Annotated in this window: 19 protein-coding genes and 4 tRNA genes; 22 read left to right on the top strand and 1 reads right to left on the bottom strand. The window is 61.4% G+C overall.

The window, feature by feature from the left end:
- Positions 1 to 711: 711 nt before the first annotated feature.
- A complete protein-coding gene (locus U4012_RS34290; protein ID WP_321804192.1) occupies positions 712 to 1,011 on the bottom strand; it encodes a hypothetical protein in 300 nt (99 codons plus the stop codon).
- A 1,304-nt stretch (positions 1,012 to 2,315) separates the two neighbouring features.
- Between U4012_RS34290 and U4012_RS34285 the strand changes: the two genes are divergently transcribed.
- The 22 genes from U4012_RS34285 (at position 2,316) to rplW (ending at position 25,404) form a co-directional block, all read left to right on the top strand.
- Positions 2,316 to 2,401 (top strand) — tRNA-Tyr (locus tag U4012_RS34285).
- A gap of 43 nt (positions 2,402 to 2,444) precedes the next feature.
- Positions 2,445 to 2,518 (top strand) — tRNA-Gly (locus tag U4012_RS34280).
- 25 nt (positions 2,519 to 2,543) lie between these two features.
- Positions 2,544 to 2,618, top strand: a tRNA-Thr gene (locus U4012_RS34275).
- A gap of 65 nt (positions 2,619 to 2,683) precedes the next feature.
- A complete protein-coding gene (gene tuf / locus U4012_RS34270; protein ID WP_006482910.1) occupies positions 2,684 to 3,874 on the top strand; it encodes an elongation factor Tu in 1,191 nt (396 codons plus the stop codon).
- A gap of 59 nt (positions 3,875 to 3,933) precedes the next feature.
- Positions 3,934 to 4,009 (top strand) — tRNA-Trp (locus tag U4012_RS34265).
- A 42-nt stretch (positions 4,010 to 4,051) separates the two neighbouring features.
- The gene (gene secE / locus U4012_RS34260; protein ID WP_006482892.1) at positions 4,052 to 4,432 is read left to right on the top strand and encodes a preprotein translocase subunit SecE; all 381 of its coding nucleotides are present in this window, start codon (positions 4,052 to 4,054) and stop codon (positions 4,430 to 4,432) included.
- Position 4,433: 1 nt separating this feature from the next.
- The gene (gene nusG / locus U4012_RS34255) at positions 4,434 to 4,991 is read left to right on the top strand and encodes a transcription termination/antitermination protein NusG (RefSeq protein WP_006400672.1); all 558 of its coding nucleotides are present in this window, start codon (positions 4,434 to 4,436) and stop codon (positions 4,989 to 4,991) included.
- 140 nt (positions 4,992 to 5,131) lie between these two features.
- Positions 5,132 to 5,563 (top strand): 50S ribosomal protein L11, encoded by a 432-nt coding sequence (gene rplK, locus U4012_RS34250; RefSeq protein ID WP_006400671.1) that lies wholly within the window; start codon positions 5,132 to 5,134, stop codon positions 5,561 to 5,563.
- Positions 5,564 to 6,259, top strand: coding sequence for a 50S ribosomal protein L1 (gene rplA / locus U4012_RS34245; protein ID WP_044849038.1), 696 nt, complete (start codon positions 5,564 to 5,566; stop codon positions 6,257 to 6,259).
- 308 nt (positions 6,260 to 6,567) lie between these two features.
- Complete coding sequence (gene rplJ, locus U4012_RS34240; protein ID WP_021161756.1) at positions 6,568 to 7,065, top strand: 50S ribosomal protein L10; 498 nt, start codon at positions 6,568 to 6,570, stop codon at positions 7,063 to 7,065.
- 63 nt (positions 7,066 to 7,128) lie between these two features.
- Positions 7,129 to 7,503, top strand: a complete 375-nt coding sequence (gene rplL / locus U4012_RS34235; protein ID WP_021161757.1) for a 50S ribosomal protein L7/L12 — start codon at positions 7,129 to 7,131, stop codon at positions 7,501 to 7,503.
- A gap of 376 nt (positions 7,504 to 7,879) precedes the next feature.
- The gene (gene rpoB, locus U4012_RS34230; protein WP_044849037.1) at positions 7,880 to 11,986 is read left to right on the top strand and encodes a DNA-directed RNA polymerase subunit beta; all 4,107 of its coding nucleotides are present in this window, start codon (positions 7,880 to 7,882) and stop codon (positions 11,984 to 11,986) included.
- A gap of 21 nt (positions 11,987 to 12,007) precedes the next feature.
- Complete coding sequence (gene rpoC / locus U4012_RS34225; protein ID WP_044849036.1) at positions 12,008 to 16,249, top strand: DNA-directed RNA polymerase subunit beta'; 4,242 nt, start codon at positions 12,008 to 12,010, stop codon at positions 16,247 to 16,249.
- A 241-nt stretch (positions 16,250 to 16,490) separates the two neighbouring features.
- Positions 16,491 to 18,338 carry a DNA helicase RecQ gene (gene recQ, locus U4012_RS34220; protein ID WP_044849035.1) on the top strand — a complete coding sequence of 616 codons (1,848 nt, stop codon included), beginning with the start codon at positions 16,491 to 16,493 and terminating at the stop codon, positions 18,336 to 18,338.
- Positions 18,339 to 18,565: 227 nt separating this feature from the next.
- Complete coding sequence (gene rpsL / locus U4012_RS34215) at positions 18,566 to 18,946, top strand: 30S ribosomal protein S12 (RefSeq protein ID WP_006400662.1); 381 nt, start codon at positions 18,566 to 18,568, stop codon at positions 18,944 to 18,946.
- Between the two features lie 172 nt (positions 18,947 to 19,118).
- A complete protein-coding gene (gene rpsG, locus U4012_RS34210) occupies positions 19,119 to 19,589 on the top strand; it encodes a 30S ribosomal protein S7 (RefSeq protein WP_006477195.1) in 471 nt (156 codons plus the stop codon).
- Positions 19,590 to 19,712: 123 nt separating this feature from the next.
- Positions 19,713 to 21,815: an elongation factor G gene (fusA, locus tag U4012_RS34205; RefSeq protein WP_044849034.1), complete on the top strand. Its 2,103-nt coding sequence runs from the start codon at positions 19,713 to 19,715 to the stop codon at positions 21,813 to 21,815.
- 41 nt (positions 21,816 to 21,856) lie between these two features.
- The gene (gene tuf, locus U4012_RS34200; protein ID WP_011350666.1) at positions 21,857 to 23,047 is read left to right on the top strand and encodes an elongation factor Tu; all 1,191 of its coding nucleotides are present in this window, start codon (positions 21,857 to 21,859) and stop codon (positions 23,045 to 23,047) included.
- Between the two features lie 285 nt (positions 23,048 to 23,332).
- Positions 23,333 to 23,644 (top strand): 30S ribosomal protein S10, encoded by a 312-nt coding sequence (gene rpsJ, locus U4012_RS34195; protein ID WP_004199280.1) that lies wholly within the window; start codon positions 23,333 to 23,335, stop codon positions 23,642 to 23,644.
- 178 nt (positions 23,645 to 23,822) lie between these two features.
- On the top strand, positions 23,823 to 24,473 hold the full coding sequence (rplC, locus tag U4012_RS34190; protein WP_006752926.1) for a 50S ribosomal protein L3: 651 nt from the start codon (positions 23,823 to 23,825) through the stop codon (positions 24,471 to 24,473).
- A complete protein-coding gene (gene rplD / locus U4012_RS34185; RefSeq protein WP_006477192.1) occupies positions 24,473 to 25,093 on the top strand; it encodes a 50S ribosomal protein L4 in 621 nt (206 codons plus the stop codon). The genes rplC and rplD overlap by 1 nt, the downstream gene beginning before the upstream one ends.
- The gene (rplW, locus tag U4012_RS34180; RefSeq protein WP_004199275.1) at positions 25,090 to 25,404 is read left to right on the top strand and encodes a 50S ribosomal protein L23; all 315 of its coding nucleotides are present in this window, start codon (positions 25,090 to 25,092) and stop codon (positions 25,402 to 25,404) included. The genes rplD and rplW overlap by 4 nt, the downstream gene beginning before the upstream one ends.
- The last annotated feature ends 2 nt before the right edge of the window (positions 25,405 to 25,406 follow it).

The following is a 25,406-nucleotide window of genomic DNA, read 5'->3' as shown; positions in this document are numbered from 1 at the left end:
GCCAAGAACCCCCGCCCGAAAGGCGGGGGTTTTTGCATTTGCAGCGCAGAAATGTGCAATCACCGCCGGGCGTTGGCGGCGGCGGCGCAAGCAAGCAAGCAAGCAAGCAAGCAAGCAAGCAAGCAAGCAAGCAAGCAAGCAAGCTGGCTGGCTGGCTGGCTAGTCGGGCGGGACTTTCATGTACGCCGCGCGCCGTGTCGCGAATGGACGAGTGGCTCGACCCCGCTGCTGCCGCTAACTCCGCGGCCAGGGCGGCCAGTCTTGCACCGCTCGCAGCGCGAGAGTCTGATCGGCGCCGAATTGTTTGAGCAGATGGCGGCTCATTGACGCATCCTGCTCCTCATCATCGTTGACTGCATCGAACCCGCGCAGCGAGATCTACCACGTCTATCATCTCGCTTGCCACTGGCTTCGAGCTCCGTGCGGTTTCCATCCTGTGATGAACCGACCAGGGGCGCGGCAGGGGTCACCCTTGCGCGCAGCCGAAGGCTCCGTCAATCGCCGGGGTGCCGCCGATGGCCGCGTCATGCTCGAAGTGATCGCGCCTCCGCTCGTTCTCCCATTATTTACCTCCTCGAGCACATTGCACGGCAAGTCTAGCCATCGCAAATCGGAGTCCATTATCTCGGGCTATTAATTGGTGTATATCGGTTATCTCTGCCCAACGTCGTCGATTCCGTTTCGAGGTTGCTGGTGTGTGATTGGCGCGTTTCAGGGCAAATCCACGGCTGCCTCGGCGACAGCGCGAGGCCGAGATCGCGCGCCCGTCGGCATATGCGCCATGAGGCCTTCCGTCGGCGCGAAGGCGTCGCGGAGGCGAATTTCTTCGACGAGCGAATAGACGGTGCCGCCGAAATAGTGGCAGCCTTCGCCCATCAATCCGAAATGCGTACCGTCCGCGTTGACGCCGGGCGACCGCACCGTGCATGCAAGTGCTTGGGCTACCCAGTGCCAAGCGCTCGATCGGGCGAATCGGCGGATCGTGCTGCTGTCCTGGCTCCGGGTCGACATGAGCATCGCCGGGCAGTGAGTAGTCGATGTCGACGAACCCGCGTTGAATGTCGGCTTCCCTGCCGCCTGGTTCGTACGGGGCGACGTACAGGCGCCCCGGTCAAAGCCGATGCAGCTCCGCGCTTGACTGAACGAGGTTCCACTCGTATCCACACGTCGGATGGCGCGTGTATAGCGCAGCCTCGCCGCGATAGGCCGCCCAGACATTCATGGTGGTCGGCTTGCACGAAGGACGGTTCGACACAATGCGCGCTGCACTGCTGAACGTTCGCAGCGACGGCGACACGCAAGCGATGTGGCAGCAGGCGTGCGGGCGCAGATCGTCGCGCATCAGCGGCACCAAGACATCTAGGCAGGCCGAGCTGTTGGACCTTCTCGCAAGGCGCCAGCGTCGCTATCAGCCGCGATAACGTAGGTTGACGCTCGTTCGGCAACCACGCGTACGCGATCGCTTCCGGAGTCGTGACTCGCGGGCGTCGCCGCGTGCTGGTGGCCAACAAGCAGCCGGCGTCGACGGCCGGTTTTAAAGTCTCATGCGTCGCGCGAGCCGCGGCGCCTTTCGCGCGCCTGGCGGTGTGGTGCCCGGAAAGCGTCGGCTCTCGGACTGCCGCGATCCTTCCCGTGCTGCACCACGCGTTGTCGATGTTGCCTGCATGTGCCACCGAGGAAGCAAAGACCAGTGCGGAGGCAAGAAGGACGACAGGGTATCGCGTGGAGGCAGGGAAACGGGAGAGCGGTCGGCACGATCGCGGGACACGGGATGGTGCCGCGCGTGCCTTCCGTCAGTGGTGATGAGGGGAGGGGGCGAAGATGGCCCCTAGGTGCTTTCCGGGTTCGATTCCGGTGTCGCAACGGAGCAAGCGGGAACGGCGACGCCTTCCCTGCTGGAATCCGGCTTCGGCACCCCGTTTGCCGGAAACCCTTGCGCGCAGAAGCCGGTTGTCCCGGGGTTGGCGGGGTGCTGATGTGTCGCCATTAATCAACCTACCCCCTGGGCTCGCGTCGGAAGCCTTGCAGATTCCTCCGGCATGGAAATTGCAAATTTTTTGCGTTTACCCGCTTGGCATTATGCGTGAGAGGTCGTATCATGGCGGTCTTTCGTTTTCAGCGAAGATGCAAATCGAAGCTGAAGACGGAGTCTGACGAAGATGTGGGCGCCGATCGGCGATCCTCTTGTGCTTGCCTCAGCCGGGTGAGCGCGGGTGTCGGGTGAGTCGCCAGGGTGCGCTGGAAGAGAATGAAAATAATCTTCCGGATGTGCTTGACAAGAGTGCGATGCACCCCCATAATCGTCAGTTCTCTACGGAGGGGTGCCCGAGTGGCTAAAGGGGGCAGACTGTAAATCTGTTGGCTTACGCCTACGTTGGTTCGAATCCAACCTCCTCCACCAGAACATCAGCGCAGAGAGCGGTAGGGAATCGTTAGTGGCCCGTGCGGGTGTAGCTCAATGGTAGAGCAGAAGCCTTCCAAGCTTACGACGAGGGTTCGATTCCCTTCACCCGCTCCAGTCCGTGTAGTTGAAGCGTAATACCGCCCATGTGGCTCAGTGGTAGAGCACTCCCTTGGTAAGGGAGAGGTCGGCAGTTCGATCCTGCCCATGGGCACCAGCAGTAAAAAGTCAGTGTCTGTTTGCGCGCGGCGCAACATGTGAAATTCCTTTCGGGAGTTGAAAATGGCCAAGGAAAAGTTTGAGCGGACCAAGCCGCACGTCAACGTTGGTACGATTGGTCACGTTGACCACGGCAAGACGACGCTGACGGCAGCGATCACGACGGTGCTGACGAAGAAGTTCGGCGGCGAAGCGAAGGCTTACGACCAGATCGACGCGGCACCGGAAGAAAAGGCGCGCGGCATCACGATCAACACGGCACACGTCGAGTACGAAACGGCTAACCGCCACTACGCACACGTCGACTGCCCGGGCCACGCTGACTATGTGAAGAACATGATCACGGGCGCGGCACAGATGGACGGCGCGATCCTGGTTTGCTCGGCAGCAGACGGCCCGATGCCGCAGACGCGTGAGCACATCCTGCTGGCACGTCAGGTTGGCGTTCCGTACATCATCGTGTTCCTGAACAAGTGCGACATGGTGGACGACGCTGAACTGCTCGAGCTGGTCGAGATGGAAGTTCGCGAACTCCTGTCGAAGTACGACTTCCCGGGCGACGACACGCCGATCGTGAAGGGTTCGGCCAAGCTGGCGCTGGAAGGCGACACGGGCGAGCTGGGCGAAGTGGCGATCATGAGCCTGGCCGATGCGCTGGACACGTACATCCCGACGCCGGAGCGTGCAGTTGACGGCGCGTTCCTGATGCCGGTGGAAGACGTGTTCTCGATCTCGGGCCGTGGTACGGTGGTGACGGGTCGTGTCGAGCGCGGCATCGTGAAGGTCGGCGAAGAAATCGAAATCGTCGGTATCAAGCCGACGGTGAAGACGACCTGCACGGGCGTTGAAATGTTCCGCAAGCTGCTGGACCAAGGTCAGGCAGGCGACAACGTCGGTATCCTGCTGCGCGGCACGAAGCGTGAAGACGTGGAGCGTGGCCAGGTTCTGGCGAAGCCGGGTTCGATCACGCCGCACACGCACTTCACGGCTGAAGTGTACGTGCTGAGCAAGGACGAAGGCGGCCGTCACACGCCGTTCTTCAACAACTACCGTCCGCAGTTCTACTTCCGTACGACGGACGTGACGGGCTCGATCGAGCTGCCGAAGGACAAGGAAATGGTGATGCCGGGCGACAACGTGTCGATCACGGTGAAGCTGATCGCTCCGATCGCGATGGAAGAAGGTCTGCGCTTCGCAATCCGCGAAGGCGGCCGTACCGTCGGCGCCGGCGTCGTCGCCAAGATCATCGAGTAAGCCAGTTATTCGTTGATCGACAGTTTTGGGGCTGGCAACAGCCAGCCCCAGCATGGTTTAGGGGTATAGCTCAACTGGCAGAGCGTCGGTCTCCAAAACCGAAGGTTGGGGGTTCGATTCCCTCTGCCCCTGCCAAAAATCGCCACGTGTCCCACGTGGCATTTGTTTTAAGGTGTTATGGCGAATCCATCCGTCGAAACTGTAAATACCTCCGGCGATAAGCTGATGCTGGCCCTGGGCGTATTGCTGGTCTTGGCCGGATTCGTGGGCTTCTTCTGGCTGGCCAACCAGCAGTGGTATGTCCGCGGTGCCGCATTGGCGGTAGGTATCATCGCCGGCGTGGCCGTCGGCCTGATGTCCGCACCTGGCAAGAGCCTCATCGCGTTTGCCAAGGACTCGTACAAGGAAGTCCGCAAGGTCGTTTGGCCCACCCGCAAGGAAGCAACGCAAACCACACTCGTCGTGTTCGGTTTCGTGCTCGTGATGGCGATTTTCCTCTGGTTGAGTGACAAATCGATCGAATGGGTGATTTTCTCGGCGATTCTGGGTTGGAAATGATATGAGCGATACTCCGGCATCCCCGAGCGGAAAGCGTTGGTACGTCGTGCACGCCTACTCCGGTATGGAGAAGAGCGTGCAGCGTGCGCTTCAGGAGCGCATCGAACGTGCTGGCATGCAGGATAAATTCGGTCAGATCCTGGTTCCGACCGAAGAAGTGGTCGAAGTCAAAGGTGGCCACAAGGCAGTAACCGAGCGTCGTTTCTTCCCCGGCTACGTGCTGGTGGAAATGGAAATGACGGACGAAACGTGGCACCTCGTGAAGAACACGGCGAAGGTCACGGGTTTCGTCGGCGGTGCGCGTAACCGCCCGACTCCGATTTCCCCGAAGGAAGTCGAAAAGATCATGTCGCAGATGCAGGAAGGCGTCGAGAAGCCGCGCCCGAAGACCCTGTTCGAAGTTGGCGAGATGGTGCGTGTCAAGGAAGGCCCGTTCACGGACTTCAACGGCACGGTCGAAGAAGTCAACTACGAAAAATCGCGCGTGCGTGTGTCGGTCACGATCTTTGGCCGATCCACTCCGGTCGAACTCGAGTTCGGCCAGGTCGAAAAAGTTTGATCCCGATTCGGTGGGCAGCCTCGGCTGCCCACCTTCGCGCTTACGGTCCGCGTTATGGCCGTTGAGGAGCGTCAGTAGCCAGCGGCGAACGCGCGTTATCACTCACCGAACGCCGTCTGGCGTTCCAACGAGGTTTACAAATGGCAAAGAAGATTGTCGGCTTTATCAAGCTGCAGATTCCTGCAGGTAAAGCCAACCCGTCGCCGCCGGTCGGTCCGGCACTGGGCCAGCGCGGCCTGAACATCATGGAGTTCTGCAAGGCGTTCAACGCGCAGACTCAAGGCATGGAGCCGGGTCTGCCGGTGCCGGTGGTCATCACGGCATACGCTGACAAGAGCTTCACGTTCGTGATGAAGACGCCGCCGGCAACCGTCCTGATCAAGAAGGCGGCGAAGGTGGACAAGGGCTCGAGCAAGCCGCACACCGACAAGGTCGGTTCGATCACGCGCGCTCAAGCCGAAGAAATCGCGAAGACCAAGATGCCGGACCTTACGGCAGCTGATCTGGACGCAGCCGTTCGCACCATCGCTGGTAGCGCACGCTCGATGGGCATCACTGTGGAGGGCGTGTAAATGGCTAAGATCTCCAAGCGCCGTCAGGCATTTGCCGCCAAGGTCGACCGTCAGAAGCTGTACGCGATCGAAGACGCACTGGCACTCGTGAAGGAATGCGCGAGCGCGAAGTTCAACGAATCGATCGACGTCGCTGTCCAGCTCGGCATCGATGCGAAGAAGTCGGACCAGGTCGTTCGTGGTTCGGTCGTTCTGCCGGCAGGTACGGGCAAGTCGGTTCGCGTTGCCGTGTTCGCGCAAGGCGAGAAGGCCGAGCAGGCTCGTGCAGCAGGCGCGGAAATCGTCGGTATGGAAGACCTGGCTGAGCAGATCAAGGCTGGCCAGATGGACTTCGACATCGTGATCGCTTCGCCGGACACGATGCGTATCGTCGGTACGCTCGGTCAGATCCTCGGCCCGCGCGGCCTGATGCCGAACCCGAAGGTCGGCACGGTCACGCCGGACGTCGCAACCGCCGTCAAGAACGCGAAGGCTGGTCAGGTGCAATTCCGTGTCGACAAGGCCGGTATCATCCACGCGACCATCGGCCGTGCATCGTTCGAATCGACCGCACTGCGTTCGAACCTGTCGGCGCTGATCGAAGCGCTGCAGAAGGCGAAGCCGGCAACGAGCAAGGGCGTCTACCTGCGCAAGATCGCACTGTCGAGCACGATGGGTGTCGGCGTGCGTGTCGACCAGGCTACGCTGGCAGCGTAAGAAAGTATTCGGGCCGCTTCGTTCGCGAAGCGGCCTACATGGGCTTTGGGCGGTTGTTCGTGCAGTTGGGCGGGCAACCGGTTATCAAAGACCGTTGGTGGGGCGCAGCAGGCAGGCGATCCCTTAATTCAAGCCAACGCAGATGGCGAACCCGAAAAAGTTTTGCAGTGGTGAAGCCGCAGGTCGTGAAGCGATTCACGGCGTGAGGTGGAAATACTCCTAACGAGGTCGGACGCCGTTGTTGAACGAGGTACGTGAGGTTTCGGCCATGCCGGCCGCGCCGAACGTATCGTTTCTGGAGGCTAACCGTGCCGCTTAATAGAGAAGACAAGCAAGCCGTCGTCGCTGAGGTTTCCGCGCAAGTCGCGAAGGCCCAGACCGTTGTGCTGGCTGAGTATCGTGGAATTGCGGTTGGCGATCTGACCAAGCTGCGCGCGAAAGCGCGTGAGCAACAGGTTTACCTGCGCGTGTTGAAGAACACGCTGGCGCGTCGCGCTGTTGAAGGTACCCCGTTTGCTCCGCTGGCAGAGCAGATGACTGGTCCGCTGATCTACGGCATCTCGGAAGATGCAATTGCCGCTGCTAAGGTCGTCAACGACTTCAGCAAGAGCAATGACAAGTTGGTCATCAAGGCTGGTTCGTTCGATGGCAAGGTGATGGACAAGGCTGGCGTGCAAGCGCTGGCAAGCATCCCGAGCCGTGAAGAACTGCTCTCGAAGCTGCTGTTCGTTATGCAATCGCCTGTTTCGGGCTTCGCGCGTGCTCTGGCCGCGCTCGCCGAGAAGAAGCAAGCGGAAGCTGCGTAAGCGAACGTGCATCAGCGTTACTGATCGCTGGCTGTATCCGAATTCAATTTAGGAGTATTTCAAATGGCAATCGCAAAAGAAGACATCCTGGCAGCAGTCGAAGGGATGACCGTTCTGGAACTGAACGAACTGGTCAAGGCGTTCGAAGAGAAGTTTGGCGTGTCGGCAGCTGCAGTGGCAGTCGCTGGCCCGGCAGGCGGCGGCGCTGCTGCTGCTGCAGAAGAAAAGACCGAATTCACGGTCGTTCTGGCTGAAGCAGGCAGCAACAAGGTTGCAGTCATCAAGGCAGTTCGCGAACTGACGGGCCTGGGCCTGAAGGAAGCGAAGGACGTCGTTGACGGCGCACCGAAGGCTGTCAAGGAAGGCGTCGACAAGGCTGCTGCTGAAGAAGCCAAGAAGAAGCTGGAAGAAGCAGGCGCGAAGGTCGAAGTCAAGTAAGTTTCGACGCGCTGTGCGAAGGCTGGCGGTATTTTCACCGCCGGCCTTTTTGTGCTTTGTGGGGACGTTATTCTGGCACTCATTCGGGAGCCCGAATAATCGGCCCCAGAAGCCAAAGAAAACCGCCGAATCGTTGTCAATGCATCGATTGGCGTTTCTCTTTGTCTTCTGAAGCGACTGCAGAAGGCAAGTTTGGTCGGGTAGCGGGCAACACAGGCATCCGCTGCCGTCAGCCAGCGGTTGGTAGCGGCCAACCACCAAGCTTCTCGGCTCGTTCAAGCCATCGGGCGGCCATCGGGTCTCAGTCGGTGAACACTCGGGTTTGAAACGTCCAGGTATCCCGCCTCGACAGCACCCGCCGTGATTCGGAGATCGTATGCAATATTCCTTCACCGAGAAGAAGCGCATTCGCAAGAGTTTCGCGAAGCGCCCCATCGTTCACCAAGTTCCGTTCTTGCTGGCCACCCAGCTTGAATCATTCAGCACGTTTCTGCAAGCCGATGTGCCTGGCGCGCAACGCAAGCCTGAAGGTTTGCAGGCCGCCTTCACATCGGTATTTCCCATTGTTTCGCACAACGGCTTCGCGCGCCTCGAGTTCGTGAGCTATGCGTTGTCCGCGCCGGCATTCAACATCAAGGAATGCCAGCAGCGTGGCCTGACGTACTGCTCCGCGCTGCGCGCGAAGGTCCGCCTCGTCATCCTCGACAAGGAATCGCCGAACAAGCCGGTCGTCAAGGAAGTGAAGGAGCAGGAAGTGTACATGGGCGAAATTCCGCTCATGACGCCGACGGGCTCGTTCGTCATCAACGGCACCGAGCGTGTCATCGTCTCGCAGCTGCACCGTTCGCCGGGCGTGTTCTTCGAACACGACAAGGGCAAGACGCACAGCTCGGGCAAGCTGCTGTTCTCGGCACGGATCATTCCGTACCGCGGCTCGTGGCTCGACTTCGAATTCGATCCGAAGGACATCCTGTACTTCCGCGTCGACCGTCGCCGCAAGATGCCGGTCACGATCCTGCTGAAGGCCATCGGCCTGACGCCGGAACAGATCCTCGCGAACTTCTTCGTGTTCGACAACTTCACGCTGATGGGCGAAGGCGCGCAACTCGAGTTCGTGCCCGAGCGCCTGCGTGGTGAAGTCGCGCGCTTCGACATCACGGATCGTGATGGCAAGGTCATCGTCCAGAAGGACAAGCGGATCAACGCGAAGCACATTCGCGACCTCGAAGCCGCGAAGACCAAGTTCATCTCGGTGCCGGAAGACTATCTGCTCGGCCGCGTGCTGGCGAAGAACGTCGTCGACGGCGACACCGGCGAAGTGATCGCGAGCGCGAACGACGAAGTCACGGAAAGCGTGCTCGAGAAGCTGCGCGAAGCGGACATCAAGGACATCCAGACGCTCTACACGAACGATCTGGACCAGGGCCCGTACATCTCGTCGACGCTGCGTGTCGACGAAACGACCGACAAGACGGCCGCGCGCATCGCGATCTACCGCATGATGCGTCCGGGCGAGCCGCCGACCGAAGAAGCGGTCGAGGCGCTGTTCAACCGTCTGTTCTACAGCGAAGAAGCGTACGACCTGTCGAAGGTCGGCCGCATGAAGTTCAACCGCCGCGTCGGCCGTGACGAGATCGTCGGCCCGATGACGCTGCAGGACGACGACATCCTCGCGACGATCAAGATCCTCGTCGAGCTGCGCAACGGCAAGGGCGAAGTGGACGACATCGACCACCTCGGCAACCGTCGCGTGCGTTGCGTCGGCGAACTGGCGGAAAACCAGTTCCGCGCGGGTCTCGTGCGTGTCGAGCGCGCGGTCAAGGAACGCCTCGGCCAGGCCGAAAGCGAAAACCTGATGCCGCACGACCTGATCAACTCGAAGCCGATTTCGTCGGCGATCCGCGAGTTCTTCGGTTCGTCGCAGCTGTCGCAGTTCATGGACCAGACCAACCCGCTGTCGGAAATCACGCACAAGCGCCGTGTTTCCGCACTGGGCCCGGGCGGTCTGACGCGCGAACGCGCAGGCTTCGAAGTGCGTGACGTGCACCCGACCCACTATGGCCGCGTGTGCCCGATCGAAACGCCGGAAGGTCCGAACATCGGTCTGATCAACTCGCTCGCACTGTACGCGCACCTGAACGAGTACGGCTTCCTCGAGACGCCGTACCGCAAGGTCGTCGACAGCAAGGTGACCGACCAGATCGACTACCTGTCGGCGATCGAGGAAGGCCGCTACATGATCGCGCAGGCGAACGCCGCGATCGACGAAAACGGCACGCTGATCGACGAACTCGTGTCGTCGCGTGAAGCCGGCGAAACGATGATGGTCACGCCGGACCGTATCCAGTACATGGACGTCGCGCCGTCGCAGATCGTGTCGGTTGCAGCTTCGCTGATCCCGTTCCTCGAGCACGACGATGCGAACCGTGCGCTGATGGGTTCGAACATGCAGCGTCAGGCCGTGCCGTGTCTGCGTCCGGAAAAGCCGGTCGTCGGTACGGGTATCGAGCGCACCTGCGCGGTCGACTCGGGCACGACGGTCCAGGCGTTCCGTGGCGGCGTGGTCGACTACGTCGACGCAGGCCGTATCGTGATTCGCGTGAACGACGACGAAGCGGTCGCGGGTGAAGTCGGTGTCGACATCTACAACCTGATCAAGTACACGCGTTCGAACCAGAACACGAACATCAACCAGCGTCCGATCGTGAAGATGGGCGACAAGGTCTCGCGCGGCGACGTGCTGGCCGACGGCGCCTCGACGGACCTGGGCGAGCTCGCGCTCGGCCAGAACATGCTGATCGCGTTCATGCCGTGGAACGGCTACAACTTCGAAGACTCGATCCTGATCTCGGAGAAGGTCGTTGCGGACGATCGCTATACGTCGATCCACATCGAAGAGCTGAACGTCGTTGCACGCGACACGAAGCTCGGGCCGGAAGAAATCACGCGCGACATCTCGAACCTGGCGGAAGTCCAGCTCGGCCGTCTCGACGAATCGGGCATCGTCTACATCGGTGCTGAAGTCGAAGCGGGCGACGTGCTGGTCGGCAAGGTCACGCCGAAGGGCGAGACCCAGCTGACGCCGGAAGAGAAGCTGCTGCGCGCGATCTTCGGCGAGAAGGCTTCGGACGTGAAGGACACGTCGCTGCGCGTGCCGTCGGGCATGAGCGGCACCGTGATCGACGTCCAGGTGTTCACGCGTGAAGGCATCCAGCGCGACAAGCGCGCGCAACAGATCATCGACGACGAACTGAAGCGCTACCGTCTCGACCTGAACGACCAGCTGCGCATCGTGGAAGGCGACGCGTTCCAGCGTCTCGCACGCATGCTGGTGGGCAAGGTCGCGAACGGCGGTCCGAAGAAGCTCGCGAAGGGCACGAAGATCGACCAGGCTTACCTGGAAGACCTCGACCACTACCACTGGTTCGACATCCGCCTCGCGGACGACGAAGCAGCGGCATCGCTCGAAGCGATCAAGAACTCGATCGAAGAGAAGCGTCACCAGTTCGACCTCGCGTTCGAAGAGAAGCGCAAGAAGCTCACGCAAGGCGACGAACTGCCGCCGGGCGTGCTGAAGATGGTCAAGGTGTACCTCGCGGTCAAGCGTCGCCTGCAGCCTGGCGACAAGATGGCGGGCCGTCACGGTAACAAGGGTGTCGTGTCGAAGATCGTCCCGATCGAAGACATGCCGTACATGGCCGACGGCCGTCCGGCAGACGTCGTGCTGAACCCGCTGGGCGTTCCGTCGCGGATGAACGTGGGTCAGGTTCTGGAAGTGCACCTCGGCTGGGCCGCGAAGGGCCTCGGCTGGCGTATCGGCGAAATGCTGCAGCGTCAGGCGAAGATCGAGGAACTGCGCGTGTTCCTGACGAAGATCTACAACGAGTCGGGCCGCCAGGAAGACCTGGAAAGCTTCACCGACGACGAGATCCTCGAACTCGCGAAGAACCTGCGCGAAGGCGTGCCGTTTGCAACGCCGGTGTTCGACGGTGCGACCGAGGAAGAAATGGGCAAGATGCTCGACCTCGCGTTCCCGGACGACATCGCGGAACAGCTCGGCATGAACCCGTCGAAGAACCAGGTCCGCCTGTACGACGGCCGCACGGGTGAAATGTTCGAACGTCGCGTGACGCTCGGCTACATGCACTACCTGAAGCTGCACCACTTGGTCGACGACAAGATGCACGCACGTTCGACCGGCCCGTACTCGCTCGTCACGCAGCAGCCGCTGGGTGGTAAGGCGCAGTTCGGTGGCCAGCGTTTCGGTGAAATGGAAGTGTGGGCACTCGAAGCGTACGGCGCGTCCTACGTGCTGCAGGAAATGCTGACGGTGAAGTCGGACGACGTGACCGGCCGGACGAAGGTTTACGAGAACCTCGTCAAGGGCGATCACGTGATCGATGCAGGCATGCCGGAATCCTTCAACGTGCTCGTGAAGGAAATCCGCTCGCTCGGTATCGACATCGATCTCGACCGCAATTAATCGGACTACGGAGAGAAGGCAATGAAAGCTCTGCTCGATCTATTCAAGCAAGTCCAACAGGAAGAAGTTTTCGACGCGATCAAGATCGGTCTGGCCTCGCCGGACAAGATCCGCTCGTGGTCGTTCGGCGAAGTGAAGAAGCCGGAGACCATCAACTACCGTACGTTCAAGCCGGAACGCGATGGTCTGTTCTGCGCGAAGATCTTCGGGCCGATCAAGGACTACGAGTGCCTGTGCGGCAAGTACAAGCGCCTGAAGCACCGCGGCGTGATCTGCGAGAAGTGCGGCGTCGAAGTGACGCTGGCGAAGGTGCGTCGCGAACGGATGGGCCACATCGAGCTGGCCTCGCCGGTCGCGCACATCTGGTTCCTGAAGTCGCTGCCGTCGCGTCTGGGCATGGTGCTCGACATGACGCTGCGCGACATCGAACGCGTGCTGTACTTCGAAGCATACGTGGTGATCGAACCGGGCATGACGCCGCTGAAGGCGCGGCAGATCATGACCGAAGAGGATTACTACAACAAGGTCGAGGAATACGGCGACGAATTCCGTGCCGAGATGGGCGCGGAAGGCGTGCGTGAACTGCTGCGTGCGATCAACATCGACGAGCAGGTCGAGACGCTGCGCACCGAGCTGAAGAACACCGGCTCGGAAGCGAAGATCAAGAAGTACGCGAAGCGCCTGAAGGTCCTCGAGGCATTCCAGCGCTCGGGCATCAAGCCCGAGTGGATGATCCTCGAAGTGCTGCCGGTGCTGCCGCCGGAACTGCGTCCGCTCGTGCCGCTGGACGGCGGCCGTTTCGCGACGTCGGACCTGAACGACCTGTATCGCCGCGTGATCAACCGTAACAACCGGTTGAAGCGTCTGCTCGAGCTGAAGGCACCTGAAATCATCGTCCGCAACGAAAAGCGGATGCTGCAGGAAGCCGTCGACTCGCTGCTCGACAACGGTCGTCGCGGCAAGGCGATGACGGGCGCGAACAAGCGTCCGCTGAAGTCGCTCGCCGACATGATCAAGGGCAAGGGCGGTCGTTTCCGTCAGAACCTGCTGGGCAAGCGCGTCGACTACTCGGGCCGTTCGGTCATCGTGGTCGGCCCGACGCTGAAGCTGCACCAGTGCGGTCTGCCGAAGCTGATGGCGCTCGAGCTGTTCAAGCCGTTCATCTTCAACAAGCTGGAAGTGATGGGCGTCGCGACGACCATCAAGGCTGCGAAGAAGGAAGTCGAGAACCAGACGCCGGTGGTGTGGGACATCCTCGAAGAGGTGATCCGCGAGCACCCGGTGATGCTGAACCGTGCGCCGACGCTGCACCGTCTCGGTATCCAGGCGTTCGAGCCGGTGCTGATCGAAGGCAAGGCAATTCAGCTGCACCCGCTCGTCTGCGCGGCGTTCAACGCCGACTTCGACGGTGACCAGATGGCCGTTCACGTGCCGCTGTCGCTCGAAGCGCAGATGGAAGCGCGTACGCTGATGCTGGCGTCGAACAACGTGCTGTTCCCGGCCAACGGCGATCCGTCGATCGTGCCGTCGCAGGATATCGTGCTGGGTCTGTACTACGCGACCCGCGAAGCGATCAACGGCAAGGGCGAAGGCCTGTCGTTCACCGGCGTGTCGGAAGTGATCCGCGCGTACGAGAACAAGGAAGTCGAGCTGGCCTCGCGCGTCAACGTGCGGATCACCGAAATGGTCCGCAACGAGGACACGTCGGAAGGCGCGCCGGAATTCGTGCCGAAGATCTCGCTGTACGCGACGACCGTCGGTCGCGCGATCCTGTCGGAGATCCTGCCGCACGGCCTGCCGTTCTCGGTGCTGAACAAGCCGCTGAAGAAGAAGGAAATCTCGCGCCTGATCAACACCGCATTCCGCAAGTGCGGTCTGCGTGCGACGGTCGTGTTCGCCGACCAGCTGATGCAGTCGGGTTTCCGCCTCGCAACGCGTGCCGGCATTTCGATCTGCGTGGACGACATGCTCGTGCCGCCGCAGAAGGAAACGATCGTCGGCGATGCCGCGAAGAAGGTGAAGGAGTACGACCGCCAGTACATGTCGGGTCTCGTCACCGCGCAGGAACGCTACAACAACGTGGTCGACATCTGGTCGGCAACGTCGGAAGCGGTCGGCAAGGCGATGATGGAGCAGCTGTCGACGGAGCCGGTGACGGACCGCGACGGCAACGAGACGCGCCAGGAGTCGTTCAACTCGATCTACATGATGGCCGACTCGGGCGCCCGGGGTTCGGCGGTGCAGATTCGTCAGCTGGCCGGTATGCGAGGCCTGATGGCGAAGCCGGACGGCTCGATTATCGAGACGCCGATTACCGCGAACTTCCGCGAAGGCCTGAACGTGTTGCAGTACTTCATCTCGACCCACGGTGCACGTAAGGGTCTGGCTGATACGGCACTGAAGACCGCGAACTCGGGTTACCTGACGCGTCGTCTCGTCGACGTCACGCAGGATCTGGTGGTGGTCGAGGACGATTGCGGCACGTCGAACGGCGTCGCGATGAAGGCGCTGGTCGAAGGCGGTGAAGTCGTCGAAGCGCTGCGCGACCGTATCCTCGGCCGCGTTGCGGTCGCGGACGTCGTGAACCCGGAAACGCAGGAAACGCTGTACGAATCGGGCACGCTGCTCGATGAAACGGCGGTCGAGGAAATCGAACGCCTCGGCATCGACGAAGTGCGCGTGCGCACGCCGCTGACCTGCGAAACGCGCTACGGTCTGTGCGCGGCCTGCTACGGCCGTGACCTTGGCCGCGGCTCGCTCGTGAACGTCGGCGAAGCAGTCGGCGTGATCGCGGCACAGTCGATCGGTGAACCGGGCACGCAGCTGACGATGCGTACGTTCCACATCGGTGGTGCGGCATCGCGTGCGGCAGTGGCGTCGTCGGTCGAAGCGAAGAGCAACGGTATCGTGCGTTTCACGGCGACGATGCGTTACGTCACCAACGCGAAGGGCGAGCAGATCGTCATTTCGCGTTCGGGCGAGGCGCTGATCACCGACGATTTCGGTCGCGAGCGCGAGCGTCACAAAGTGCCGTACGGCGCGACGCTGCTGCAACTCGACGGTGCGACGATCAAGGCCGGCACGCAGCTGGCGACGTGGGACCCGATGACGCGTCCGATCATCACCGAGTACGGTGGTACGGTGAAGTTCGAGAACGTCGAGGAAGGCGTGACCGTCGCGAAGCAGATCGACGACGTGACCGGCCTGTCGACGCTGGTCGTGATCGACGTGAAGCGTCGTGGTTCGCAAGCTTCGAAGAGCGTGCGTCCGCAGGTGAAACTGCTCGACGCGAACGGCGACGAAGTGAAGATCCCGGGCACGGAGCACGCAGTGCAGATCGGCTTCCAGGTCGGCGCACTGATCACCGTGAAGGACGGCCAGCAAGTGCAGGTGGGTGAAGTGCTTGCACGTATCCCGACCGAAGCGCAGAAGACGCGTGACATTACCGGCGGTCTGCCGCGGGTGGCGGAACTGTTCGAAGCGCGTTCGCCGAAGGACGCCGGCATTCTCGCGGAAGTCACCGGTACGACGTCGTTCGGCAAGGACACGAAGGGCAAGCAGCGTCTCGTCATCACGGACCTCGAAGGCAATCAGCACGAGTTCCTGATCGCGAAGGAAAAGCAGGTCCTGGTCCACGATGCTCAGGTCGTCAACAAGGGCGAAATGATCGTGGACGGCCCGGCCGATCCGCACGACATCCTGCGTCTGCAGGGTATCGAGGCGCTGTCGCGCTACATCGTCGACGAAGTGCAGGACGTGTATCGTCTGCAGGGCGTGAAGATCAACGACAAGCACATCGAGGTGATCGTTCGCCAGATGCTGCGTCGTGTGCAGATCACCGACAACGGTGATACGCGCTTCATCCCGGGCGAACAGGTCGAGCGTTCCGACATGCTGGACGAGAACGATCGCATGATCGCCGAGGGCAAGCGCCCGGCTTCGTACGACAACGTGCTCCTCGGTATCACGAAGGCGTCGCTGTCGACCGACTCGTTCATCTCCGCGGCATCGTTCCAGGAAACGACCCGCGTGCTGACCGAAGCGGCGATCATGGGCAAGCGCGACGATCTGCGCGGCCTGAAGGAAAACGTGATCGTCGGCCGTCTGATCCCGGCCGGTACGGGTCTCGCGTTCCACAAGGCACGCAAGGCGAAGGAGATGTCCGACCGCGAGCGTTTCGACCAGATCGCAGCGGAAGAGGCATTCGACTTCGGTACGCCGAGCGCGCCGGCGGAAGAGCCGCAACACCCGGCAGCCGAATAAGCGCGGGCGGCGCGAGCCGCCTCACGCTGCCGTATTCGCTGTCATCGAAACCGCCCGGTCCGCCGGGCGGTTTTTTTTATCCGTCGTTCACGTGCATGACGGGCTTGCCGCTCGGTCGCGCAGGCCCGTCATGCGCGCGCTCGAACCCTGTCCGATCGGCCAACGTTGCACGATTCGCCGCGCGCTGCGCGAGCGGGTTGTTAAAATTGCGGTCATCCTTCCGCCGTCCTCGTTCTCACTCATGTCCCGCGCCCTCGAAATCCTCGACGAAGTTTTTGGTTATTCCGCCTTTCGCGGCCAGCAGGGCGAGATCGTCGAACACGTCGCCGGCGGCGGCGATTGCCTCGTGCTGATGCCGACGGGCGGCGGCAAGTCGCTGTGCTACCAGATCCCGGCGCTGCTGCGCCGCGAGGCCGGGCAGGGCGCGGGCATCGTGGTGTCGCCGCTGATCGCGCTGATGCAGGACCAGGTCGCCGCGCTGAGCGAAGTCGGCGTGCGCGCGGCCTACCTGAACTCGACACTGTCGGGCGCCGAGGCCGCGGCGACCGAGCGCGCGCTGCGCGAGGGCGAGATCGACCTGCTGTACGTCGCGCCCGAGCGGCTGATGACGGGCCGCTTCCTCGACCTGCTCGAGCGCGCGAAGATCGGCCTGTTCGCGATCGACGAGGCGCACTGCGTGTCGCAGTGGGGGCATGACTTCCGTCCCGAATACATCCAGCTGTCGGTGCTGCACGAACGCTTCCCGTCGGTGCCGCGCATCGCGCTGACGGCCACTGCCGACGCGATCACGCGCGACGAGATCATCCATCGCCTCGCGCTCGACGACGCGCGCGTGTTCGTGTCGAGCTTCGATCGCCCGAACATCCGTTACCGGATCGTCGAGAAAGACAACGCGCGTTCGCAGCTGCTCGATTTCATCCGCGCGGAACACACGAACGCGGACGGCACGACCGACGCGGGCGTCGTCTACTGCCTGTCGCGCCGCAAGGTCGAGGAAACGGCCGAATGGCTGAAGGCTCAGGGTGTGCGCGCGCTGCCGTATCACGCGGGGATGGAGTTCGAGGTACGGCAGAAGCACCAGGAAATGTTCCAGCGCGAGGAAGGCATCGTGATGTGCGCCACGATCGCGTTCGGCATGGGCATCGACAAGCCGGATGTGCGCTTTGTCGCGCACCTCGATTTGCCGAAGAGCGTCGAGGGCTACTACCAGGAAACCGGCCGTGCGGGCCGCGACGGGATGCCGGCGAACGCGTGGATGGCGTACGGGCTCGGCGACGTCGTCCAGCAGCGCAAGATGATCGACGAGTCCGATGCGGACGACGCGCACAAGCGCGTGCAGACGTCGAAGCTCGACGCGTTGCTCGGGTTGTGCGAGACGATCTCGTGCCGGCGCGTGCGGCTCCTCAACTATTTCGGCGAGGCGAGCCAGCCGTGCGGCAACTGCGACACGTGCCTCGAACCGCCCGATTCATGGGACGCGACGCGCGAGGCGCAGATGGCGCTGTCATGCGTATTCCGCGCGCAGCGCGCGAGCGGCTTCAATTTCGGCTCGAGCCATCTGATCGAGATCCTGCGCGGCGGCCGCACGGAGAAAGTGTTGCAGCGCGGCCACGACCAGCTCAGCACGTTCGGGATCGGCGCATCGCTGTCCGAACCCGAGTGGCGCGCGATTTTCCGGCAACTCGTCGCGTACGGCTATCTCGCGGTCGACCATGGCGGCTTCGGCGCGCTGATGCTGACCGAGGCCGCGAAGCCGGTGCTGAAGAACGAGGAGAAGGTCACGCTGCGCCGCTACGTGAAGCCGCAGCGCACGCGCCAGTCGTCGAGCCGCAGCGGCACGCGCGTCGACCCGACGGCCGGCATGGGCACGCGCGAGCGCGCACGCTGGGACGCGCTGCGCGCGTGGCGCGCGGAAACCGCGAAGTCCGACGGCGTGCCGGCCTACGTGATCTTCCACGATGCGACGCTGGCCGAAATCGCGCGCAACGCGCCGGAGACGATCGACGACCTGCGTCATATCCCCGGCATGGGCGTGCGCAAGCTCGAACGCTTCGGCGACGAGATCATCGACGTCGTCGAATCGGCGTGACACAGGTGTTCCGACCCTTCCGGTAAACCGCCCGCGCGGCTGGCAAATCACGCAAGCCGTTGACTTAGTTGGCATTTCCGGAATATCATGCTGGGTTCCGGTATTCGGTGGGCCGTGTCGCGTTCGAAAGCTCGCACCCGATTCGCCGGTTCGGAAGTCAACTGTGCGTCGATTCTCGCTTTGCCCGAAATCGATGTGCAGATTTTGTTCAATTTCAGGAATAAACAATGCCAACCATCAACCAACTGGTTCGCAAAGGCCGTCAGTCGGAAACGACGAAGAGCAAGAGCCCGGCCCTGCAGGACTGCCCCCAGCGTCGTGGCGTGTGCACCCGTGTGTACACGACGACGCCGAAGAAGCCGAACTCGGCACTCCGTAAGGTCGCCAAGGTTCGTCTGACGAACGGCTTCGAAGTGATTTCGTACATCGGCGGTGAAGGTCACAACCTGCAGGAACACTCGGTTGTGCTGATCCGCGGCGGCCGTGTGAAGGACTTGCCGGGTGTGCGTTACCACATGGTTCGCGGCTCGCTGGATACCCAGGGCGTCAAGGACCGTAAGCAAGCGCGCTCGAAGTACGGCGCGAAGCGTGCAAAGGCTGCCAAGTAAGCAGTTTTTGATCAGGGATCGCCGCAGGGCGGTCAAGGCGGGAGTGCCGGATTGCCGGTGCTGTCGAGTAAGTGGTCACCCGGCCAAGCTGGTTAGTCGTGAAGATGTGATCGGGTTTGTTGGTGGCCGCGGAGCTGGAACCAGCTCCAACTGAACAAGTAAAGGAAGAATCATGCCGCGTCGTCGCGAAGTCCCCAAGCGGGAAGTGTTGCCGGATCCGAAGTTCGGCAACGTTGATGTTGCCAAGTTCATGAACATGCTGATGCTGTCCGGCAAGAAGTCGGTTGCAGAGCGCATCGTTTATGGCGCATTCGAACAAATCCAGACCAAGGGTGGCAAGGACCCGCTGGAAGTGTTCACGGTTGCGCTCAACAACGTGAAGCCGGTGGTCGAAGTGAAGAGCCGCCGCGTTGGTGGTGCCAACTATCAAGTTCCGGTCGAAGTGCGCCCGTCGCGTCGTATGGCATTGGCGATGCGCTGGCTGCGTGAGGCTGCGAAGAAGCGCAGCGAGAAGTCGATGGCTCTGCGCCTGGCAGGTGAACTCTCCGAAGCGGCCGAAGGCCGTGGCGGCGCGATGAAGAAGCGCGATGAAGTTCACCGCATGGCAGAAGCCAACCGCGCGTTCTCGCATTTCCGTTTCTAAGCGCCTGGCTGGGCTGTTTGCGGAAATAAATTCCGGGCGGGTGCGCTTTTCAGGCGCCTCGCCCGTTTGTGTTGAAGCATGATGCAGCCGGGCTGCATCATGTCATCCCAGTAGAGGATCAAAGTGGCTCGCAAGACTCCTATCGAGCGCTACCGCAATATCGGTATTAGCGCTCACATCGACGCCGGCAAAACGACGACGACCGAGCGCATTCTGTTTTACACCGGTGTGAACCACAAGATCGGTGAAGTCCACGACGGCGCAGCAACGATGGACTGGATGGAGCAGGAACAAGAGCGTGGCATCACGATCACGTCCGCTGCTACCACGGCCTTCTGGAAGGGCATGGGCGGCAACTATCCGGAACACCGCATCAACATCATCGACACCCCGGGCCACGTCGACTTCACGATCGAAGTGGAGCGTTCGATGCGCGTGCTCGACGGCGCGTGCATGGTGTACTGCGCAGTGGGCGGCGTGCAGCCGCAGTCGGAAACGGTGTGGCGCCAGGCTAACAAGTACAAGGTGCCCCGTCTCGCGTTCGTCAACAAGATGGACCGTACCGGCGCGAACTTCTTCAAGGTCTACGACCAGCTCCGTCTGCGCCTGAAGGCGAACCCGGTTCCGGTCGTGGTGCCGATCGGCTCGGAAGAAAACTTCAAGGGCGTGGTCGACCTGATCAAGATGAAGGCGATCATTTGGGACGAAGCGTCGCAAGGCACGAAGTTCGACTACGTCGACATCCCGGCCGAGCTCGCCGAGACCTGCAAGGAATGGCGCGAAAAGATGGTCGAAGTGGCTGCTGAAGCCAGCGAAGACCTGATGAACAAGTACCTGGAAGAAGGCGATCTGCCGGAAGCCGACATCGTCAAGGCGCTGCGCGACCGTACGATCGCGTGCGAAATCCAGCCGATGCTGTGCGGTACCGCGTTCAAGAACAAGGGCGTGCAGCGTATGCTCGACGCCGTGATCGACTTCCTGCCGTCGCCGGTCGACATCCCGCCGGTCAAGGGCGAGCTCGAAAACGGTGAAGAAGCAGAGCGCAAGGCGTCGGACGAAGAGAAGTTCTCGTCGCTCGCGTTCAAGATCATGACCGACCCGTTCGTCGGCCAGCTGATCTTCTTCCGTGTGTACTCGGGCGTCGTCAATTCGGGCGACACGCTGCTGAACTCGACCAAGGGCAAGAAGGAACGCCTCGGCCGGATTCTGCAGATGCACGCGAACCAGCGTGAAGAAATCAAGGAAGTCCGTGCAGGCGACATCGCTGCTGCGGTCGGCCTGAAGGAAGCGACCACGGGCGACACGCTGTGCGACCCGGCGAACCCGATCGTTCTCGAACGCATGGTGTTCCCGGAGCCGGTGATTTCGCAGGCTGTCGAGCCGAAGACCAAGGCTGACCAGGAAAAGATGGGCCTCGCGCTGAACCGTCTGGCGCAGGAAGATCCGTCGTTCCGCGTGCAGACCGACGAAGAGTCGGGCCAGACCATCATTTCGGGCATGGGCGAGCTCCACCTCGAAATTCTGGTCGACCGGATGAAGCGTGAATTCGGCGTGGAAGCGACCGTCGGCAAGCCGCAGGTTGCATACCGCGAAACGATCCGTTCGACGGCGAAGGATGTCGACGGCAAGTTCGTCAAGCAGTCGGGTGGTCGCGGCCAGTACGGTCACGCGGTCATCACGCTCGAGCCGAACGAACAAGGCAAGGGCTACGAGTTCTTCGACGAGATCAAGGGTGGTGTGATTCCGCGTGAATACATCCCGGCGGTCGACAAGGGTATCCAGGACACGCTGAAGTCGGGCGTGCTGGCTGGCTTCCCGGTCGTCGACGTGAAGGTTCACCTGACGTTCGGTTCGTACCACGACGTTGACTCGAACGAAAACGCGTTCCGCATGGCCGGTTCGATGGCGTTCAAGGAAGCGATGCGCAAGGCGAACCCGGTCGTCCTCGAGCCGATGATGGCTGTCGAAGTCGAGACGCCGGAAGACTACATGGGCAACGTGATGGGCGACCTGTCGGGCCGTCGCGGCATCGTCCAGGGCATGGAAGACATGGTTGGCGGCGGCAAGATCGTTCGCGCCGAAGTGCCGCTGTCGGAAATGTTCGGTTACTCGACGTCGCTGCGTTCGCTGACGCAAGGTCGTGCAACGTACACGATGGAGTTCAAGCACTACGCTGAAGCTCCGCGCAACGTTGCTGAAGCGATCATCAGCGCGAAGTCGAAGTAAATCTGCAGCTACCAACCGATATTTTTTGAAAGAAGAGAATCATGGCAAAAGGTAAATTTGAGCGGACCAAGCCGCACGTCAACGTTGGTACGATTGGTCACGTTGACCACGGCAAGACGACGCTGACGGCAGCGATCACGACGGTGCTGACGAAGAAGTTCGGCGGCGAAGCGAAGGCTTACGACCAGATCGACGCGGCACCGGAAGAAAAGGCGCGCGGCATCACGATCAACACGGCACACGTCGAGTACGAAACGGCTAACCGCCACTACGCACACGTCGACTGCCCGGGCCACGCTGACTATGTGAAGAACATGATCACGGGCGCGGCACAGATGGACGGCGCGATCCTGGTTTGCTCGGCAGCAGACGGCCCGATGCCGCAGACGCGTGAGCACATCCTGCTGGCACGTCAGGTTGGCGTTCCGTACATCATCGTGTTCCTGAACAAGTGCGACATGGTGGACGACGCTGAACTGCTCGAGCTGGTCGAGATGGAAGTTCGCGAACTCCTGTCGAAGTACGACTTCCCGGGCGACGACACGCCGATCGTGAAGGGTTCGGCCAAGCTGGCGCTGGAAGGCGACACGGGCGAGCTGGGCGAAGTGGCGATCATGAGCCTGGCCGATGCGCTGGACACGTACATCCCGACGCCGGAGCGTGCAGTTGACGGCGCGTTCCTGATGCCGGTGGAAGACGTGTTCTCGATCTCGGGCCGTGGTACGGTGGTGACGGGTCGTGTCGAGCGCGGCATCGTGAAGGTCGGCGAAGAAATCGAAATCGTCGGTATCAAGCCGACGGTGAAGACGACCTGCACGGGCGTTGAAATGTTCCGCAAGCTGCTGGACCAAGGTCAGGCAGGCGACAACGTCGGTATCCTGCTGCGCGGCACGAAGCGTGAAGACGTGGAGCGTGGCCAGGTTCTGGCGAAGCCGGGTTCGATCACGCCGCACACGCACTTCACGGCTGAAGTGTACGTGCTGAGCAAGGACGAAGGCGGCCGTCACACGCCGTTCTTCAACAACTACCGTCCGCAGTTCTACTTCCGTACGACGGACGTGACGGGCTCGATCGAGCTGCCGAAGGACAAGGAAATGGTGATGCCGGGCGACAACGTGTCGATCACGGTGAAGCTGATCGCTCCGATCGCGATGGAAGAAGGTCTGCGCTTCGCAATCCGCGAAGGCGGCCGTACCGTCGGCGCCGGCGTCGTCGCCAAGATCATCGAGTAATATCGACGATCCGCGGATCCCTCCGGGGTCCGCGATTCCACGGTAGGCAGTCGTACCGTCGAAACCGGGTGTCCAGTTCGATCTGGCACCCGGTTTTTCTTTGTGGCGTGCGCGTTGCCGTATTGACAAACGCACACCACCGCTTCGATTTTTCGTGTAGAATCGCGGGCTTAGCAGTGGAAGTACCGTTCGGGACCGGGCGCCTCGCTCCCCGCAGGCAACAGGTTTCGCGTTCTTTTAGTGTCCGGCGATGCAACATCGCCTCGCTCTTTTCAAGGAATCGTCATGCAGCAACAGAAAATCCGCATTCGCCTGAAGGCTTTCGACTATCGTCTGATCGATCAATCGGCTGCCGAGATCGTCGATACCGCGAAGCGGACTGGCGCAATCGTCCGTGGCCCGGTGCCGCTGCCGACGCGCATCCAGCGTTTTGACATCCTGCGTTCGCCGCACGTCAACAAGACGTCGCGCGATCAGCTCGAAATCCGTACCCACCAGCGCCTGATGGACATCGTCGATCCGACCGACAAGACGGTTGACGCGCTGATGAAGCTCGACCTGCCGGCTGGCGTCGACGTGGAAATCAAGCTGCAGTAAGGCTTTCGGCGCCTCCCGGCGTGCCGGGCGGTGCTAAGTCTTTGTATTGCTTGCGGAAATCGAGAAGTCGGGCTATACTGCTTGGCTTTTCGCGTATTCGCGTAAAAAAGTTGGGCCTTGCGTGCCCGGCATTTTGTAAATCAGCCCCGACCAATCGCAGTCGGGAATGGAGAAAATGATGAGCCTTGGACTCGTAGGTCGCAAGGTTGGCATGACCCGTATCTTCACGGCTGAAGGGGATTCGATTCCCGTCACCGTGCTGGACGTGTCGGACAACCGCGTGACGCAGATCAAGACTGTTGAAACCGACGGCTACACGGCCGTGCAGGTTGCATTCGGCTCCCGCCGCGCATCGCGCGTGACGAAGCCGCTGGCAGGTCATCTCGCCAAAGCCGGTGTCGAAGCCGGTGAAATCCTCAAGGAATTCCGCATTGACGCGGCCAAGGCAGCTGAGCTGTCGAATGGCGCCGTGGTCGGTGCTGATCTTTTCGAAGTAGGCCAGAAGGTCGACGTGCAAGGCGTGTCGATCGGTAAGGGCTACGCCGGTACGATCAAGCGTTACAACTTCTCCTCCGGCCGTGCTACCCACGGTAACTCGCGCTCGCACAACGTGCCGGGCTCGATCGGTATGGCGCAGGATCCGGGTCGCGTTTTCCCGGGTAAGCGCATGACGGGTCACCTCGGTGACGTTACGGTGACGGTGCAGAACCTCGAAATCGCTCGTATCGACGCAGAGCGCAAGCTGCTGCTCGTCAAGGGCGCGATTCCGGGCGCGAAGGGCGGCAAGGTTTTCGTGACGCCGGCCGTCAAGACCAAGGGGGCGAAATAATGGAACTCAAGCTCCTGAACGAAAATGGTCAGGAAGGTGCAGTGGTCAACGCGTCGGACGTCGTGTTCGGTCGTGACTACAACGAAGCGCTGATCCACCAGGTCGTCGTCGCGTACCAGGCGAATGCTCGCCAGGGTAACCGCGCACAGAAGGACCGCGAGCAAGTCAAGCACACCACCAAGAAGCCGTGGCGTCAGAAGGGTACGGGCCGCGCTCGTGCCGGTATGTCGTCGAGCCCGTTGTGGCGTGGCGGTGGTCGCATCTTCCCGAACTCGCCGGAAGAAAACTTCTCGCACAAGGTCAACAAGAAGATGCATCGCGCAGGTCTCTGCTCGATCTTCTCGCAGCTGGCCCGCGAAGGCCGTCTGTCGGTCGTCGAGGACATCATCCTCGAAGCGCCGAAGACCAAGCTGCTGGCTGACAAATTCAAGACCATGGGTCTCGACTCCGTTCTGATCATCACGGACACGGTCGACGAGAACCTGTACCTGGCTTCGCGCAACCTGCCGCACGTGGCGATTGTCGAGCCGCGCTACGCTGACCCGCTGTCGCTGATCTACTTCAAGAAAGTGCTGGTCACGAAGGCTGCGGTCGCCCAGATCGAGGAGTTGCTGTCATGAGCGAGATTCGCAAGAACGATCATCGTTTGATGCAGGTCCTGCTCGCACCGGTGATCTCGGAAAAGGCGACGCTGGTTGCCGACAAGAACGAGCAAGTCGTGTTCGAAGTCGCACCGGATGCCACGAAGCAGGAAGTGAAGGCGGCTGTCGAGCTGCTGTTCAAGGTTGAAGTTGATTCGGTCAACGTGCTGGTTCAGAAGGGCAAGCAAAAGCGCTTCGGCCGTTCGATGGGCCGCCGCAAGGACGTGAAGAAGGCGTACGTTTGCCTGAAGCCCGGCCAGGAAATCAACTTTGAAGCGGAGGCCAAGTAATC

It is taken from the genome of Burkholderia sp. BCC1988 (genome assembly GCF_905339895.1).
GTDB lineage: Bacteria > Pseudomonadota > Gammaproteobacteria > Burkholderiales > Burkholderiaceae > Burkholderia.
This window is presented reverse-complemented; position numbering and strand designations above follow the sequence as displayed.